Source organism: Methylobacterium sp. R2-1, from assembly GCF_014191355.1.
Taxonomy (GTDB): domain Bacteria; phylum Pseudomonadota; class Alphaproteobacteria; order Rhizobiales; family Beijerinckiaceae; genus Methylobacterium.
This window is the reverse complement of the sequence record NZ_JACHWM010000022.1, coordinates 21,583-36,217: the sequence shown is the minus strand read 5'-3', so window position 1 is coordinate 36,217 and position 14,635 is coordinate 21,583. Positions and strand designations below refer to the sequence as shown.

General features: G+C 61.5%; 16 protein-coding genes. 12 read left to right on the top strand and 4 right to left on the bottom strand.

Features of this window, described 5'->3' with window-relative positions; all coding sequences use genetic code 11:
• Nucleotides 1–744 precede the first annotated feature (744 nt).
• From FHU13_RS28075 to FHU13_RS24675, 7 genes are all read left to right on the top strand, one after another.
• Nucleotides 745–1,152, top strand: a complete 408-nt coding sequence (locus FHU13_RS28075) for a helix-turn-helix domain-containing protein (protein WP_246714863.1) — start codon at nt 745–747, stop codon at nt 1,150–1,152.
• Nucleotides 1,113–1,310 (top strand): hypothetical protein, encoded by a 198-nt coding sequence (locus tag FHU13_RS24700; protein ID WP_246714856.1) that lies wholly within the window; start codon nt 1,113–1,115, stop codon nt 1,308–1,310. Before FHU13_RS28075 ends, FHU13_RS24700 begins: the two co-directional genes overlap by 40 nt.
• Nucleotides 1,311–2,498: 1,188 nt before the next feature.
• Complete coding sequence (locus FHU13_RS24695) at nt 2,499–2,915, top strand: ester cyclase (protein WP_183438476.1); 417 nt, start codon at nt 2,499–2,501, stop codon at nt 2,913–2,915.
• 1,242 nt (nt 2,916–4,157) lie between these two features.
• On the top strand, nt 4,158–4,304 hold the full coding sequence (locus FHU13_RS24690) for a hypothetical protein (RefSeq protein ID WP_183438475.1): 147 nt from the start codon (nt 4,158–4,160) through the stop codon (nt 4,302–4,304).
• A 108-nt stretch (nt 4,305–4,412) separates the two neighbouring features.
• On the top strand, nt 4,413–4,709 hold the full coding sequence (locus tag FHU13_RS24685; RefSeq protein WP_183438474.1) for a tyrosine-type recombinase/integrase: 297 nt from the start codon (nt 4,413–4,415) through the stop codon (nt 4,707–4,709).
• A gap of 74 nt (nt 4,710–4,783) precedes the next feature.
• On the top strand, nt 4,784–5,179 hold the full coding sequence (locus FHU13_RS24680) for a hypothetical protein (RefSeq protein ID WP_183438473.1): 396 nt from the start codon (nt 4,784–4,786) through the stop codon (nt 5,177–5,179).
• Nucleotides 5,176–5,379, top strand: a complete 204-nt coding sequence (locus FHU13_RS24675) for a hypothetical protein (RefSeq protein WP_183438472.1) — start codon at nt 5,176–5,178, stop codon at nt 5,377–5,379. Before FHU13_RS24680 ends, FHU13_RS24675 begins: the two co-directional genes overlap by 4 nt.
• A 26-nt stretch (nt 5,380–5,405) precedes the next feature.
• On the opposite strand, the gene FHU13_RS24670 is transcribed toward FHU13_RS24675, so the two are convergent.
• Together FHU13_RS24670 and FHU13_RS24665 are read right to left on the bottom strand one after the other, a co-directional pair.
• Entirely contained in the window at nt 5,406–6,539 is a 1,134-nt protein-coding gene (locus FHU13_RS24670; protein WP_183438471.1) for an HD-GYP domain-containing protein, read from the bottom strand.
• Nucleotides 6,540–6,937: 398 nt separating this feature from the next.
• On the bottom strand, nt 6,938–8,644 hold the full coding sequence (locus FHU13_RS24665; RefSeq protein ID WP_183438470.1) for a methyl-accepting chemotaxis protein: 1,707 nt from the start codon (nt 8,642–8,644) through the stop codon (nt 6,938–6,940).
• A gap of 952 nt (nt 8,645–9,596) precedes the next feature.
• Here FHU13_RS24665 and FHU13_RS24660 point away from each other — a divergent pair.
• From FHU13_RS24660 to FHU13_RS24650, 3 genes are read left to right on the top strand one after another with little or no spacing between them, the layout of a single operon-like run.
• On the top strand, nt 9,597–9,866 hold the full coding sequence (locus FHU13_RS24660; protein WP_183438469.1) for a hypothetical protein: 270 nt from the start codon (nt 9,597–9,599) through the stop codon (nt 9,864–9,866).
• 9 nt (nt 9,867–9,875) lie between these two features.
• Nucleotides 9,876–10,130 carry a hypothetical protein gene (locus FHU13_RS24655; protein WP_183438468.1) on the top strand — a complete coding sequence of 85 codons (255 nt, stop codon included), beginning with the start codon at nt 9,876–9,878 and terminating at the stop codon, nt 10,128–10,130.
• The gene (locus tag FHU13_RS24650; protein ID WP_210287840.1) at nt 10,127–10,303 is read left to right on the top strand and encodes a hypothetical protein; all 177 of its coding nucleotides are present in this window, start codon (nt 10,127–10,129) and stop codon (nt 10,301–10,303) included. The genes FHU13_RS24655 and FHU13_RS24650 overlap by 4 nt, the downstream gene beginning before the upstream one ends.
• A 443-nt stretch (nt 10,304–10,746) precedes the next feature.
• Here the strand turns inward: FHU13_RS24650 and FHU13_RS24645 are convergent, their stop codons facing one another.
• Complete coding sequence (locus FHU13_RS24645) at nt 10,747–10,914, bottom strand: hypothetical protein (RefSeq protein ID WP_183438467.1); 168 nt, start codon at nt 10,912–10,914, stop codon at nt 10,747–10,749.
• A gap of 287 nt (nt 10,915–11,201) precedes the next feature.
• Nucleotides 11,202–11,594 carry a tudor domain-containing protein gene (locus FHU13_RS24640; protein ID WP_312889645.1) on the bottom strand — a complete coding sequence of 131 codons (393 nt, stop codon included), beginning with the start codon at nt 11,592–11,594 and terminating at the stop codon, nt 11,202–11,204.
• Nucleotides 11,595–12,210: 616 nt separating this feature from the next.
• Here FHU13_RS24640 and FHU13_RS24635 point away from each other — a divergent pair.
• Together FHU13_RS24635 and FHU13_RS24630 are read left to right on the top strand one after the other, a co-directional pair.
• Nucleotides 12,211–13,275, top strand: coding sequence for a hypothetical protein (locus tag FHU13_RS24635; RefSeq protein ID WP_183438465.1), 1,065 nt, complete (start codon nt 12,211–12,213; stop codon nt 13,273–13,275).
• A 45-nt stretch (nt 13,276–13,320) separates the two neighbouring features.
• Nucleotides 13,321–14,424, top strand: coding sequence for a TAXI family TRAP transporter solute-binding subunit (locus tag FHU13_RS24630; protein ID WP_183438464.1), 1,104 nt, complete (start codon nt 13,321–13,323; stop codon nt 14,422–14,424).
• Nucleotides 14,425–14,635 lie beyond the last annotated feature (211 nt).

The window sequence follows — 14,635 nt, the reverse complement described above, 5'->3', positions numbered from 1 at the left end:
CCGGGCCTCGTGCGTCATCGATAGATAGGCCGCACCATGAGGTTGTCGCCGAGCTTATATGACGAACTGATGCATCACCCATGTCCATCGTGCGGAAGGGCGCATGAGAAGAGCGGACGCTGGTTTGCTACCGTCGCTAAATACCAGTGCATGAATTGCGATAATTTAATCCTCCTCGACTACAAGTCGAGACTCAATATCTTTGCTTGCCATCAAGTCCTGAAGCGACGAGATGTAACCTGAGCGCCTTTGTGGCCTACTATGTTATTGATCCACGCACGGCGCGCACCACATCCTCCGACGTCTCACAAACGCATCTGACGAAGCAAATAATAATTGCCTGAAACTAACTTACATTAGAGGCTTTCGACAGCATCAGTTTGTGCTGGCAGCCATCATCAGCGGATCTGCAACGGACACTGATGGCTGGAAGGGGCAAGCGCTTCCGTCTGCAAGGCAAGGGGAAGCAACATGCCTCACCACCCGCAAGCCATAACCATGCTCATCAGCAAGCTGGACGGCATTGCTGCCCTCTCAGATGTCGAGTGTCAGGCCGTCGAGAACCTGCCGTGAGAATCCACAATCTCATCGCTCGGCAGGACATCGTACGCAACGGCGACCAGCCCGCGCATTCGTGTCTCATCCTCGACGGCTGGGCTTGCCGCTACAAGCTGCTCGGTGACGGGCGGCAAATCCTGACTCTGGCACTTGACCCTGATCGATGCAGGCATCTTCCGTGAGTGGATGGTCGGCTTAGGCCGATGCTCCGCCTTCGAGCAGGTCGCGCACCTCTTCTGTGAGCTGTACCTGAAGCTGCAATCGGCTGGAGTGGCCGGGAGCTGCCGCTGTGAGTTCCCGCTCACGCAGATCGACCTCGCCGAGGCATTGAGCCTCACGGACGTGCACGTCAACCGTGTCCTCAAGGAGATGTGTGGCCGGAGCTTGGTCACGCTGCGCGGCAACATGCCGGTGATCGAGGCTTGGGACGAGCTTCTGCAGGCCGCGGAGTTGACCCGGCGCACCTGCAGCTTAGGCAGCGAACAGCCTCAGCAGCGAGCGGTGAGATGCCCCTTCGCCTACAGCCCATTCGAGTTGCGACAGGGAGTTCCGACATGGAGAGCCACCTCGTCTTCTCCGACGGGTTCTTGGTAGCGGTTCTGGTTCGGATGTCGGACATTCACGGAGACAGGGCCGGGATGTGGTTTCTGGAGGCGGGCTTCGGCCCCGTCGATCATCCAGACCCACCCACTTTCGCCAATCTCGATGAGGCCCAAAGCTGGGTCGAGTGGCGGCTGGAATGCAAGCGGTAGACGGGCAAATGTGAGCGTCAGCAGTCCGTAGCTGCGGGCTCAGCGCCTCGATTTCGGCCACTTACACGGCGGATCCACTCGACCTACCTCGCCCGCACCACCTGCTTGGGCGCCCCGGTATGCGAGCGAAATCGCTCGGATGATGTGCGACCCTGTGGCGAGCACGAAAAACCCCGTCGCGGCCAAGTCGAGCCGGGCAAGATGCGATTTCGTTGAAACGAGCGATGACGGGCCCTTCTGCTTCATAAGAAACTTAGGTTCCATGCAGCACGAGCGACCGGTGCGCACCTCTAGGGCGAACCGGAGGCTGGGAGGGCTTCTGCCGTTCGGGGGGGAGACGGTTCGAATTTCGCGGGCGTTGACGCAGCCTATGAGTAGGCGCGCCGGTGTGGCATGGTTGAGTATGGCTGCTGCACCCTCCCATCCGTTTGTCGTTGACGTAAGGCCGCTCCAACTGGAGAGCCGGGTCTTTACGTGGTCCATAAAGCGACGCGGTGAGGTGATGGGTCGTTCCATCGCTCCTCACACCAGCTTTGAAGCAGCGCGGCTCGAAATGAAGGCGGCGTTGAATTTGCTGATCGTTTCATGGGAGGCAGGGCGATGACCACTCTCAAGCGTCCCGATCCTAATTGGTTCGACAAGCTCACCGCGGATCGGAACGAGCACGCGTGAAACACCCTAGGGCGGCTGAACCGCGGCGAGGCTGAGCCGGCCGTGTATGCGGAGCGCCAAGGATCTGTCCAAAGCGAAAATGAAGGTCGCTTTGACGCTTAACGAACAGCAAGCAGGCGACACTCATCGAGAGGCAGATGCGAGGCGAGAACAGCGAAGCCACGCTCCCGTCAGCCTGAGGAGGCAGATGGGCAAGCGCTGACGCACGAAAAAGTCCCGCGCCGGTGGATCGGTCGGGGCTGAATATGTGGTTCGTCGCTAATCTGGATGGGACCGAAGCTAGGGTCGGGCAGTCATCTGCCCAGAGCCGTCAACTCGGCGCCGCCCCGCCGATCCCGAGCGCCCGTCCGCCACCAATCGCCGACATTGCGTCAGCCAGATAGCCATTCCATAGGCACCAAGCCGTAGAAGTCCCCACTGCTGGAAACAATTGCAGCAGGTGAACGGTGCCCCTTGCCGTATCGGGCCATCTGCAAACGTCCTATTCTCGCGCGTCAATTCAGCGAGGCATTGAGCATGGGTACGATTACATCCGCCGCCAAAGCGTTTTTCGATACATGTGAGACAGGCGGCGGCTGGGACGCCTGCGAGCGCTACTGCACCCCCAATGCCAGCTTCTCGGCTCAGGCCGATGCTCTTTCCAACATCGCCACGTTACGGGACTATACGGAATGGATGAAGGGGCTGCTGACGTTCATTCCTGACGGCCGTTACGAAGTGAAATCCTTCGCAACAGACGAAGAGCGCCAAAACGTGACGGCGTATGGTGTCTTCCGAGGGACACATACCGGAGAAGGCGGACCTTGTCCTCCCACCGGAAAAAGCACGGCAACCGACTACGTTTATGCCATGCAGTTCGACGGCGACAAGATCAGCCACATGACAAAGATCTGGAACGACACTGTAGCCGTTAAAGAACTTGGCTGGGCCTAGTTGATGCAGTGATGGGGGAATGCGCGGCGGATCCGGCCGGCTCGAGGACGACTATCGAGCTGCCTCGGAGGAGCTACTTGAGTGCCTTGGGAGCAAGGGGCACGAAGGACTGCGTCTGCAGAAGCTCACCGCCTCGCTGCAGGCCGCAGACGGCGGGCCGGTGTTGGGGGGCGCCGACCCGCTGCTCCCGGCTCGCGCTCCGGTATCGCGAGGCCGACACCTCAATCGCGGTAATCCGCAAACGCTGGTTGAGCACTTCCGGTGCGAGGCGCACGAAGTGGTGTCGTTGCGCCGTAGCCTCCCCATCCGACACTGCGGCAAGCGACCGGCGGGCCGGCATCGGGCACCCCCTTCGCTGTTGGCCCGCTGCACGCTTGCGACAGGTTGTCTCGTCGAGCGTACGCTGAAGTCAGGGCATCCGGCGTGACCGCGCTGAATTCGAGTCCATGGGCTTGCCCTTCTGACCATACAGTCCGGCATGCTTTGGCAAATTTGCGGCTCGGGATGCTCAATATTAGACTTGATGGCAGCCGCGCCTTCGCCTGCAATTCAACAACGGCACCAAGCTCAGTCTGTCCCCAAACTAAACATTGGCTCCAAACTGCCTTGCCCGCGCTCTCGACGAGCCGTGCCACGCCGACATGCCGCTCGAACTCGCGAACGGCCCGGTCTGCGAAGCGGCCCCCACCATCCTCGAAAGCCAGAGCGACGAGCAGGCGAGATGAGCCGGCCTCACCTCACCCGCTTAGGCTACTAGTCGAAATCCTCATCGCTCAGCCACAACTCCAGCGGAGCAGCTCGGTCTCCGAGGTCGATAACGACCTGCCGGAAACTGGCCTCACCCGATGCCCCCGGCCTCGGCATGGATACCGTGTCTCCAATTGCGCGAATGACCCCGCGCAACTCAACGGAGCCAAATGCAATATTTACAGCTGTTCCCAGGAGAGAGCAACAACTGATATCAGTAGTATTCCCGGACATACTCTATCAACGAACGCCCGCACGGAACGATCCGCTCAGGAGCTGCTTATGGTTAGCGAACGATGGCCAAATCAGACGATTGGGCACCGAAGGAGTTGAGAGTGGCGCGTAGATTTTCTTACAGAAATCCTGTTCTTTGCCGGACTCAAAATCCGTGCAATGAATATTGTGCGGCAAATCGCGAAACTTTGCGCAACTGAGATGACGTCTTCATGACACTCATGCTGAAGTGCCGCGCATCCGACCCGGTGTCCTGACCCGATGTCGATCCAAGCACAAGGCGCAGATGGCATCGGATCCTTTACGGGGCTTCTGGCCGAGGTGGAGGCAAAGAAGCGTGATCTCGCCAGCCATTACCTTGCCGTTGCGGCGGTGCTGCACGACCCCACAGCGGCCAGTGCAGCCTGATGGGCGCTCAGCACACCGCCCGCTCGATGCCGCGCGGCATCATTGATCGCACCGCGCTCGCCGGCATCGAGAGAATAAGAGAACGATGCCGCGTCCAAGAAGTCGCGCATGCCCGAGTACATCGTTGGATGGAACGGCGAGCCAGTGGCATCGGTGAAGACAGCGTTCGCCACCGCGGTGCGGCTGGCAGGGTTTGAGGAAGACACCTCGCGCCACGTCCTACGGCACACGGCCGCGACATGGCTGATGCAGCAGGGCGTTAATCTATGGGAGGCAGCCGACTATCTCCGGCCGACTCCCGAGATGCTTCAAAGGTCTACGGCCACCATGATCCCCACTTCCAGAACCCGGAAGCGCGGCGCGATCCGAACCGCGATCCTGCTGGCGCGAGTGCAAAAAGTGTGAGGACGACCAGCCGGTAAGCTTGAGGCAACCTGGCGCCCCTATGTCGTCGGCCCCGCCATCAGCCGGCAGCCGTAATGCTCCTTCCCGAACTCGCGTCCGATCCGCTTCCTCCCCAAGCAGCCGAGTGGCGCAAGGCCTTCGGTACCCTCCGCCCTACCAATCCGCCGTGCCGGTACCTTGGCGCCGCCGCCTGGGCGAATATCCTTGAAGCCTGCACGGACTTCATCGAGCGCTTCGGCGCCGAGGCCGTCCGCTTGGGCTGGACGACGCCACAACTCTTCGGCGTTCATCCGGAGCACGGCACGCTGCGAGTCGATTGGTGCGGGGTGATGATGACGGGTGGCCACAAGGCGATCGGCATCGAGCCGAAACGGATCCTGTTCGGCAACGTGAGCGGCTATCGGAACGTGGCCGGTGCGCCGGTTGGCATTCCGATTTGGGAGTTCGCGGCGCGGGCGCAAAAGGCGTGAGCGATCCCGACGCCGAGGTCTGGCGCGACACCTTCGAGCCGGGGACCGACTTCTCGGTCGACGTCCGCAAAGGGCGGCGAGCTGGCATTCAGCGCCGCGACCGCAACGGACTGCATCGACCCGGAAAGCAGACCTTCGCGAACTGGGCCTTATGGATGTTGGTGTTGCAGTCGGTGCCGCTGGTCATCGCAACGACGTAAGACGCGCGTTGGAGTTGTGGCCTCGCTCAAGCAGCGGGTAGCAGCGTCGTGCGCTCGTCTGCCGCTTCCCGCAGCAGCTCCGGTACACGTGCCCAGGGCTCGGTTGGCCGACCGAAGGCCGACTCACGCGTCGCCGCGGCCATCCCGCTGACTGCGGTGATGTCCGGCCAGCGCGAGGTGAAGGCCGCAACGCAGTCGGGATCGAAGTGCTGCCCACTCTCGGCCTGGATGATGCGCAGAGCCTCCTCGGCTGGCATTGCGTCCTTGTAGGGCCGCGTCGTCGTGAGTGCGTCGAAGACGTCGGCCACGGCGACAATCCGTGCCGAGAGCGGAATGGCTTCACCCGCAAGGCCCTTCGGATAGCCGCTGCCGTCCCACTTCTCGTGATGGGCTTGTGCAATCTCGGCCGCGAGCCGGATCAGCTCAGACGTGCTGTTGCCCAGGATGCGCTTGCCAATCGCCGCATGGGTGCGGATTGTGGCAATCTCCGCGTCGTCCAAGCGTCCCCTCTTCAGCAGGATGCCATCGGGGATGGCAACTTTGCCCACGTCGTGCAGCGGAGCCGCAAGGTAGAGGCGACGGCAGAATACCGCGTCGAGCCCGAGTGCCTCGGCTATGATCTGACTGTAGCGCGCTACCCGCCACGTGTGATCGCCCGTGTCGTTGTCGCGGTACTCCACCGCCAGAGCGAGGCGGAAGATGATCTCCTCCTCGCGCTCGCGCAGATGGCGCACAGCTGTCTCGACTTCACCGGCGAGCCAGGCCGCCTGATCGTCAAGCCGGCGCACGGCGGCGGCGAGCTTGATCTGGTTGCGTAGACGCACGCTCAGCTCGACGCCGTTAGCTCCCTTATCCAGGAAGTCCGTCGCACCCGCCTCAAGGGCGGCAAGCCTGACGGCGTCGGTGAGGTCACTGGTGATCATGACGATCGGCACCTGCGCGTAGTGTGGAATGGCGCGCAGGTGCTGGATGAAGGTGGTGCCGTCCATATCGGGCATGTGGTGGTCGACCAAGATCAGATCGAAGGCACGCATCTGCGCCTCGATGAGGGCGGCACCCGGCTTGGTGAAAGCGGTGACGCTCACCCCATGCTCCTGCTCGAGCAGCAGCCGGAGCCGCAGCAGCATGGTGGAGCTGTCATCGACGAGAAGCGCGTCCATAGCTCAGTTCTTCTCAAGGTCCTGGCGTACAGAAGCCCGGCGTGATTTTTCGGGATTTATGCGAGGAGCCAGCCTATAGCGTCCGGCTCCCCGCATGTCGTGATCGATTGGTGCGCGAGGGTGCTGAGCCGTCTGGCCACTTGGGCAAGGTGGTTCAGTTCAGCGCACAGCGTCGCCATCAGCGATATCGCGCGCGAGTGATCTACTGAGAGGGCTTCTGCAGCTTGGCGGAGATCCTAACGCAACTGCTCAATCATCCGTTCGAGAGCGTGGATGTGATGCCCGCACACCCAAGATCCTGACCATCTTGCAAAGCTATGGCGAGAGCTTGGACGAGTTCGCGTGCACCCCTCAGATTGAGCGGCCCAGGCAGCAGATGGATCTCATCCGTTGCCATCTCAAGCTGCCCGTACGGTTGCGAGGAACCGCGAAACCTCGGCCGAGAGGTGCTCGGACTGGCGCGACAGTTCCGAGGCCGCCCCAAGCACCTGAGACGCGGCGGCCCCGGTCTCCTCAGCTGCGCCCGCAACGCCCGCGATGTTGCTCGTCACCTCGCCTGTACCCGCCGCAGCCTGTGCCACATTGCGCACGATCTCCTGCGTGGCCGCTTCCTGTTCCTCGACGGCTGCAGCGATGGCAGTGGCGACACCGCTGATCTCCTGGATGCGCGCCGTGATCGAGCCAATGGCCGACACGGCCTGACCTGTCGAACCTTGGATGCGGGCAATCTGGCCCGAGATTTCCTCCGTGGCCCGCGCCGTCTGGCTCGCCAGTTCCTTCACCTCGGTGGCTACTACCGCGAAGCCGCGCCCAGCTTCGCCGGCACGGGCCGCCTCAATGGTGGCGTTGAGGGCCAAGAGGTTGGTCTGACTGGCGATGGTGGAGATCATCGTCACGACGTCGCCGATCTTCGCGACCGCCCCGCTCAGCTCCTGCACGAGACCTGCCGTCTGGGCAGCGTCTGTCACGGCAGCCTGGGCGAGCTGAGCCGAGCCGTTTACCTGCCGGCCGATCTCCTGGACGGACGAGCCCAGCTCCTCGGCGGCAGCCGCGACCGTGCTGACGTTCGAGGCAGCCTCTTCCGCAGCCGCCGCCACGGTGGAGGACTGGCTCGCTGTTTCGGTGGCTGTGGCCGTCATCGTCTGCGCAGTCGCCTGCAACTCTGTGGACGAGGACGAGACCATGCCGATGATGCCGCCGACCGCGGCCTCGAAGCTGTCGGCCATTTGGCGCATGCCCGCCTTGCGCTGCTCCTCGGCCGAAGCGCGAGCGAGCGCCGTCTCCTCCTCCAACTGACGGGTGCGGACGAGATTGTCCTTGAACACGAGTGCCGTGCGAGCAACATCGCCGACTTCATCACGCCATTCAGTCCCGTGAATCGCGACAGCATAGTCACCGCCAGCAAGTCGCTGGAGAACACTGACGATCGAGCGAAGCGGTTTGACGATCCCGGCCTGACCAACGACGACACCGAAGGTCAATCCAAGAATGATGCCGAAACCTGCGACGATCATCAGCAGCGTCGAGGTGCGTCGATACTCGTCTGTTGCTTGGCCGGATATCGCCGCGACGCGCTTGTCGAGTGAATCTGCCAATTGCCGCACCGATGCCCTTAGCTTGGCGACAGCCTGGCGGCTCGACATTGCCTCCTTCTGCAGCCGCCGCAACTCAGCAGAGGCTTCAAAGCTCTTCACGTCCCGAGCTGCAGCGAAGGTACCTTCGACCTCGTGCTGGTAATTTGCGATATGCTCTTCAGCCTCCCTCGCGAGCCGAGCCTCCTCGGGCGACAAGGTCGCCTGGATCTCGGAGAGGCGCTTGCGCAGGGTCTGCATCTCCGCATCGATTTCGGCGCGTACTTCGCTGAGCGTTTCGGCACGCGGATCACCGGCCAAACGGAACTCGGCACCGTTCATTGCAAGGACGTTCTGATTCATTCGGGCGGCGCGCAGGGCAGCGTTGGAAGTCACCTGCATAACATCCGTCGCATCGTTGAGGGATTTCAGCGAAGCGATGCCCAGGCCGCCTAGAGCTAAGGCGATTATCGATAGGAAGCCTATTATGCTCAACAACTTGGTTAAAATGCGGAATCTTGAAAGAAACGGCATTATATTTCTCTTGTGCAATCTAAGCGCAGACAATTTTCACTTGGTCTGCGCGCGGTGAACTGGGAATCTGCAGTTAGAATATATTCGTAAACCTGAAATGAAGAATGGCCCGGCCACAGGTGTCTTAGCGAAGAGCGACCCATGAGCGTCAGAGCGCCATGCGATCAGTTCGCGTCTTGGTCGGCTAAGGGATGTCAGCTCGGCAATTGGGATTTTTATGCGGGTGAATTTGTGTGACGATCAATCTGGTTCACAGCTAGTCAGATCAAGATGAAGTTAATGGGCGAGGGCAACATCCCCACGACCAAAACATGAATCATACGATGATATCGAATAGCTCTCCTCGGGGACGCCTGGATGTTTGCCGCGTCTTGTTATCTGGTATCACAATCGCGGCGGGACGACCGCATGCTGCCGTGACCGCCCCCCGTTACAATAGGGCCTGCTCTAGGGGTAAGTTTCAAACCGCTTCTCACCTCGTTGCAAATGGATGGCGTAGCATTTTGGAATGCGCTTACTTCAGAGGCTACCGAGACCATTGGGATCGCGAGGCTAACCTGTAGCTTCCTGCACCCCTGATGGTCCGCTCTGCCACGGTATGCGGCCCTTGTTTGATGTTGCGTCGAACGGCTCCTGAGGGTCGCGAGCAGCTCACCGCGTCGGGTACCAAGCGTCACGTTCGGATCAATTGCGGGCGAACGCCGGGCGAACATCTCCCTGGTACTCCCCCGAAACCCAAGGGTTTTAGGGGAAGGCATGGACCAGAATGGACCACTATGAAGGGCGCGGCTCTCTACGACCGGGTAGAACATGCCATTCGTAATGAGGGTGTCGGGGGTTCGAATCCCTCTTGCGGCACCAGCTTTCTCAAGCATTTAGCCGATTTTTAGCCCATGCTTGCGCGGCGGTTCCCCATGAATTCCCCCTAGAACTCCGATTTTCGCGGTGCGACATGGCTGATTCGTCCTCCGCGGTCGGCGAACTCTTCAAAGCCAAGGCCGTCACCGATGTGCAGGTGAACGAAGCGATCGGGAGGTATCTCGGGGATCCTAAGGCCGGCGCACATCCGATCACCAACGGCTGCGTGTTTGACCTCGCTGCGGCCGTCACGGGGCATGCATGGGCGTGCCAGGTCGTCGCCAGTCCCGAGCCGAGCATGACCCTGAAGCGCGGGCCAATCCGCACCGCGTTCCTGCTGGCGAGAAGCATGCCTACGGGATAGGCTCAACGCATGGACGATTCGCCCCCCTTCCGACCCGACTCCGCCAAGGATGCGCTCGAAGGTGAGGGCGACTTCCTGCTGCCGATCTGTGCGCCTAAGCCCGGACTACTGATGGGCGAGAAGCTGGCAATGATCGTGCTGACGACCGTTGAGGGTCAGCGAGTCGGTGTGCCGCTCGGCATGCAAGGGCTATCCGATCTTCACGAGGTCACTCGCGAGGCACTGCGGTTGCTGCAAGCGAAGGACGGTGGCAGCGTGCAGTGACCAACGATGAGCGCTCCCCCCCCGAGATGCGCGACCTGCTCGGCTTCGCCCGCGGCCTCGGCCCGGACGAGGCAAGCGTGCAGGAGATCTACGAGGCAGTCGGGCCGGGGGCGGCACCAGCGGTGACGACCGTATGGCCGAGGTGCGGAGGCGGATGCTCGCGGCGGCGCTGACTTCAACGCGAACCTGAGGCGGATTGCGAAATCGAAGACCTCTTAGCACTTCGTCAGACGTTTGCCCGTGGACGCAACAATCTGGCTCATTTCAGCCAGCGCGTGAGCCATCTCGATTGCGGTTCGAAGAGGCATCATAGCGGCGACCTCGCTGCCGTCTGCTCCGATGAACTTAACTACCGCCGTATCCCCGCCGTCAATAAATTCGAGGCCGCGAAAAGATCTGGCTGAAACCAGTGTCAATTCGCCTGATGTTTCCACAATCACGCTTGACACCCTATCCAGCGTCTACGGGAGCATTATTGGGGGGTGCTCAAATCTCCCTGACTGTCCCTCGTGAAAGAGTGGGGCCATGGTGTGGCTCCGTATGTGCGGACTATCTAATCGCTAGACGGAATCCCGAGCGCGGCGAACCGGGTGGGGCTGGGTAGGGTTGCGTTGATCTACTCTGCGAACGCCTTCGGCTTCCTCCCATCAAGCAGCCACTCAGCCTCTATCGCCATCTCGGCTCGGAAGAAGGACTTGCCGCCCTCGTCCCGGACGACGACAGTGAGCCGGCGTTCGTTATTGATGACGACCTCGAAGCGTCCGACATCGAGCAGCGTCTTCATCGCTGCGATGGCTGCGGCTCGCGGCCCTTCAAATCCATGCCCTTCTCATCGACCGTTCATCGACCGTTCATCGACCGTCGGTCTCCATCCTCCACGTCGAAGAAGTAGCGGGGCATTCTGCAGGCATCCTCTGTTCATAGATCGTCGAACCAACAGAGCAGTCCACGTTCGGTGTCGGGGTGATGCGCTTTGCCGCGCAGCAGGTCAGCGTCGCATACCGGTGCACGCCAGTGCACAAAACGAAAAACCCGCCGCGGCTAAGCCGGGCGGGCTCTTTGTACCCGCAGTTACTGCGAGCGGCAGCGGCCAGTGTTCGTGCGCTCGCTGTCGCCGTCATCGTACTTGATGCCGATACTGCCACCTGAGAGTGACGCAATCCTGCCGGGATACCACTTTCCGCCGCCTTGATAGTTGCACTCGACCCGGCCGCCGATCGCCCAATCATAGGGACGAACTTGGCTCAGGCTCAGGGTTTCACGGTCGCCATCGTCGTATGCAACAGTGACCCGATCGCCGCTCGTGCTCTTCAAGATGCCGGGATACCAATGTTCACCGCCCTTATAGCGAGCCAGAACCCAATCTCCTGCCGTCTGAGCACCGGCGCTGCTTGCAACGGCGCAGGCAGCCAGTCCCGCAAGCGCGGAAAAATATAATTTAGTCACGTCGAACCTCAATGCCACGAGCATGTTCGGAATACCCGAGACCTAAGCGCAAGCGGCTTTCGCTCTACAGCGTGGGAGGCGATTACCGTCAAGTGCTGCCACGAGGCAGGTTCATTATATGTTCAAAAAAAATGATGAGCCGAGGATAGCCGAGAGCGGACATGAAGAAGCCCCGCCGCAGCTGAGCCGGGCGGGGGAGGAGTGTGCCCATCCGGGGGGACGAGCATCCGATTGGTAGGACGACGCGCTTGGCCGATCCAGGCCGCCGACCCTGAGCCCATGTGGATCTTCTGGGGTAGTTCGTGCGGGGCACCTCGATGTGGGCTGATGCACGGAAAAACCACGCCGCGGCTGAGTCGGGCGGGGCAAGTTCATCGCGGAAGCCTGCTCGATTGCACCGGAAGGGCGCAACGCTGCGAACTGACAGAAGGGCGACCGCCAGCGGCCGTGAACCGGACTCGATTCCGGCGGCATCACGAAATCCTGCGTCGGCATCGCTCGGAATACGGCTGAGTTCGTCACAATTGCCCGCACGGGCAAGGCAAATACCAACCAAAATTAATTGACGCAAAGTACCAAGTACTGTATCCGAAGCTACATTCTAGCGGAACGCGCCTGATAAGGATTGCATCCGATGGAACCGCATCGCACAAATATGACCGGTTACATGCCGGCCATGGCAGCACTCGTTTCGATATTCTGTTTTTCTCTGCCGGCATCTGCACAAGTCGCGGATGGCCGGCCTCCTGCCGAGGCCGCCGCACCCAGCAGCAGAAGCGATGCAGATCCCGGGCAGGGCAAGACATCTGATCTCTTCTTTGCTACACACGATGTCTCCGGAAAGCTTGGCACCCCTCTCCCGCTGGAAATTAAGCTTGTCCGCACAGGCAGGGTCTCTATCGAAGCCATCCTCCTGCTGGGCCTACCCCGAGGCGTGACGATCAGTGACTCAACCAACACTTTCTCGCCGTCAGACGATAAAAGGGACGTAGACATCAGAGCGTGGGATCTCCCGAACATCAAGATCACGCAGACCGACGAGCGCGAGAGCCGCTTCTCGCTCGCCGTCGCGGCGATCTGGACTTCGGGGTCCGGTGGGCAGGTCGATGTCGCGACGAGTCTTCTCAACGTCAGTTTCCACCCCGACGGTCCTGATCGTACCATTGCCGCCGGCGACGAACCGCGCAGCCCCGAGAAGCCTGCGGCTGCAATCCGCGGAACACTGTCGCCCACTCAGGTCATCGCCAGCGCTGCGGCTCCCGATACATCGGCCACGGCCGAGGGCGTCGTGGTGCCGTCGGCCCGTGGCACAGCTCTCACGAACACGGCGGGGATCGACCATCCGGTATCGCCCGATGTCACAGAGAGAAGGCTGGCCGCTGAGGGCGAGGCTGCGCGGCTCACACGTCCCGTGGAGACCGCGCGACCGACGCTCCGGGTGGACCCGCTGGTGGAGCGAGCCAGAGGCCTGATACGGCTCGGCGATATTAGCGGTGCCCGACTTCTGCTGGAGCGTGCACAGGCGCGCAACGCACCGAACGCGACCTTCCTCCTAGCACAGACCTGGGATCTGGACATGCTGCGGCGCTGGAACGTGCGTGGCCTGCGGGCCGATCCGGATCTCGCCAGACGCCTGTACGCAAAGGCCGCGGGTCAGAACCAGACGGATGAGCGGCTGCTCGCCGCGACGGGGCGCTGACAGCACGCCTTGAAGAAAGTTCGACGATCACCGAGGGACACGCACATGTCGAGGCTTGCCCTGTTCGCTGCCCTTCTCGGGATCGCCTTGATGGCAAACGACCCTGTCGCGGGAGCCTCAGACACCGCACCGGTCGATGCCGGCCCCGCAACGGAAGCTGCCCTTGGCGAGCGCATGAACGCCAACACCGTCACGGTGGTGACCGGCACGCCCGGCGGAACCTACTTCCGCGTCGGCGCCGAGTTCGCCTTCGTGCTGGATGACGGCGATAAGCTTCGGATCTTGCCGATACTCGGCAAGGGGGCGGGCGAGAACGCCTACGACATCCGGTTCCTGAAGGGCGTTGATCTGGGTTTCGTTCGCACCGATACGCTGGACCAGCTGCGGCAAGACAAGCGCCTGAAGAACATTGAGCGACAAATCCATTACATTGCCAAGCTGTTCGACGACGAGTTGCATATCATCGCGCCGAATTCGGTTCGGACGGTTAGCGATCTCGCCGGCAAGCGGGTCAGCTTCGACGTCAAGGGCAGCGGCACCGACTATAGCGGCCGGGCCATGTTCCGCGAGCTCGGCGTCACTGTGGAGGGGATCAACGTCGATCAGCCCACCGCCCTCGAGATGCTGCGCAACGGCGAGATCGAGGCTGTGGTGTCGGTGGCGGCTAAGCCGGTGGCTTTCATTGCGAGCTTCGATCCGGGTGAACGCTTCCACTTCGTGGCGGCGCCCTACCCGGACACGATGAACGAAGCCTATGTCCCCGCGACCCTGACGCGGACTGATTATCCGAAGTTTGTCGGCGAAGAGGCGGTGGAGACCGTCGCGGTTGGCACGGTCCTCGGGGTCTACAACAGCCCGAAGGGATCAGCGCGCTATGAGAAGCTCGTTCGCTTCGTCGAGGCCTTCTTCGGCCAGTTCGACAAATTTCTGGCTCCGCAGCGGCATCCGAAATGGCGGGAGGTCAACCTCGCGGCCTCGGTGAAGGGCTGGAGGCGCTTCCGGCCGGCGCAGGAGTGGCTCGACCGCCACAAGGAGCAGGAGGCCGTTGCCCAGCCGGATCTGGACCGGTTCTTCCAGTCACAGCCCGAGCGGCCGGCCGGAAAGGAGGAGATCTACCAAGCCTATCTGAAGTGGCGGCAAGCGCGGTGACCACCGGAAACCCGGCTTTCTCATCGCCAGCTTTGCCGGCTTTCCAATCTGAAGCGGATAGCCATGAGTTCATCCGTTCCAGTCGCATGTCTTTTGTTGAACGAAGAGCCTGAGAGCGGACCTTCCCAGGCACAGCTTTGAGTCGAAGGCGGCTCCCCGTGATCGGGCACCAATCGTCATGCCTGAATCATCGGCATGGCCGGAGGGGCGG

Excerpts from the sequence above, each read along its gene's own strand:
- FHU13_RS28075 (WP_246714863.1), top strand. The coding sequence starts at position 745 with ATGGTCGGCTTAGGCCGATGCTCCGCCTTCGAGCAGGTCGCGCACCTC.
- FHU13_RS24700 (WP_246714856.1), top strand. The coding sequence starts at position 1,113 with ATGGAGAGCCACCTCGTCTTCTCCGACGGGTTCTTGGTAGCGGTTCTG.
- FHU13_RS24695 (WP_183438476.1), top strand. The coding sequence starts at position 2,499 with ATGGGTACGATTACATCCGCCGCCAAAGCGTTTTTCGATACATGTGAG.
- FHU13_RS24690 (WP_183438475.1), top strand. The coding sequence starts at position 4,158 with ATGTCGATCCAAGCACAAGGCGCAGATGGCATCGGATCCTTTACGGGG.
- FHU13_RS24685 (WP_183438474.1), top strand. The coding sequence starts at position 4,413 with ATGCCCGAGTACATCGTTGGATGGAACGGCGAGCCAGTGGCATCGGTG.
- FHU13_RS24680 (WP_183438473.1), top strand. The coding sequence starts at position 4,784 with ATGCTCCTTCCCGAACTCGCGTCCGATCCGCTTCCTCCCCAAGCAGCC.
- FHU13_RS24670 (WP_183438471.1), bottom strand. The coding sequence starts at position 6,539 with ATGGACGCGCTTCTCGTCGATGACAGCTCCACCATGCTGCTGCGGCTC.
- FHU13_RS24665 (WP_183438470.1), bottom strand. The coding sequence starts at position 8,644 with ATGCCGTTTCTTTCAAGATTCCGCATTTTAACCAAGTTGTTGAGCATA.
- FHU13_RS24660 (WP_183438469.1), top strand. The coding sequence starts at position 9,597 with ATGGCTGATTCGTCCTCCGCGGTCGGCGAACTCTTCAAAGCCAAGGCC.
- FHU13_RS24655 (WP_183438468.1), top strand. The coding sequence starts at position 9,876 with ATGGACGATTCGCCCCCCTTCCGACCCGACTCCGCCAAGGATGCGCTC.
- FHU13_RS24645 (WP_183438467.1), bottom strand. The coding sequence starts at position 10,914 with ATGAAGACGCTGCTCGATGTCGGACGCTTCGAGGTCGTCATCAATAAC.
- FHU13_RS24635 (WP_183438465.1), top strand. The coding sequence starts at position 12,211 with ATGGAACCGCATCGCACAAATATGACCGGTTACATGCCGGCCATGGCA.
- FHU13_RS24630 (WP_183438464.1), top strand. The coding sequence starts at position 13,321 with ATGTCGAGGCTTGCCCTGTTCGCTGCCCTTCTCGGGATCGCCTTGATG.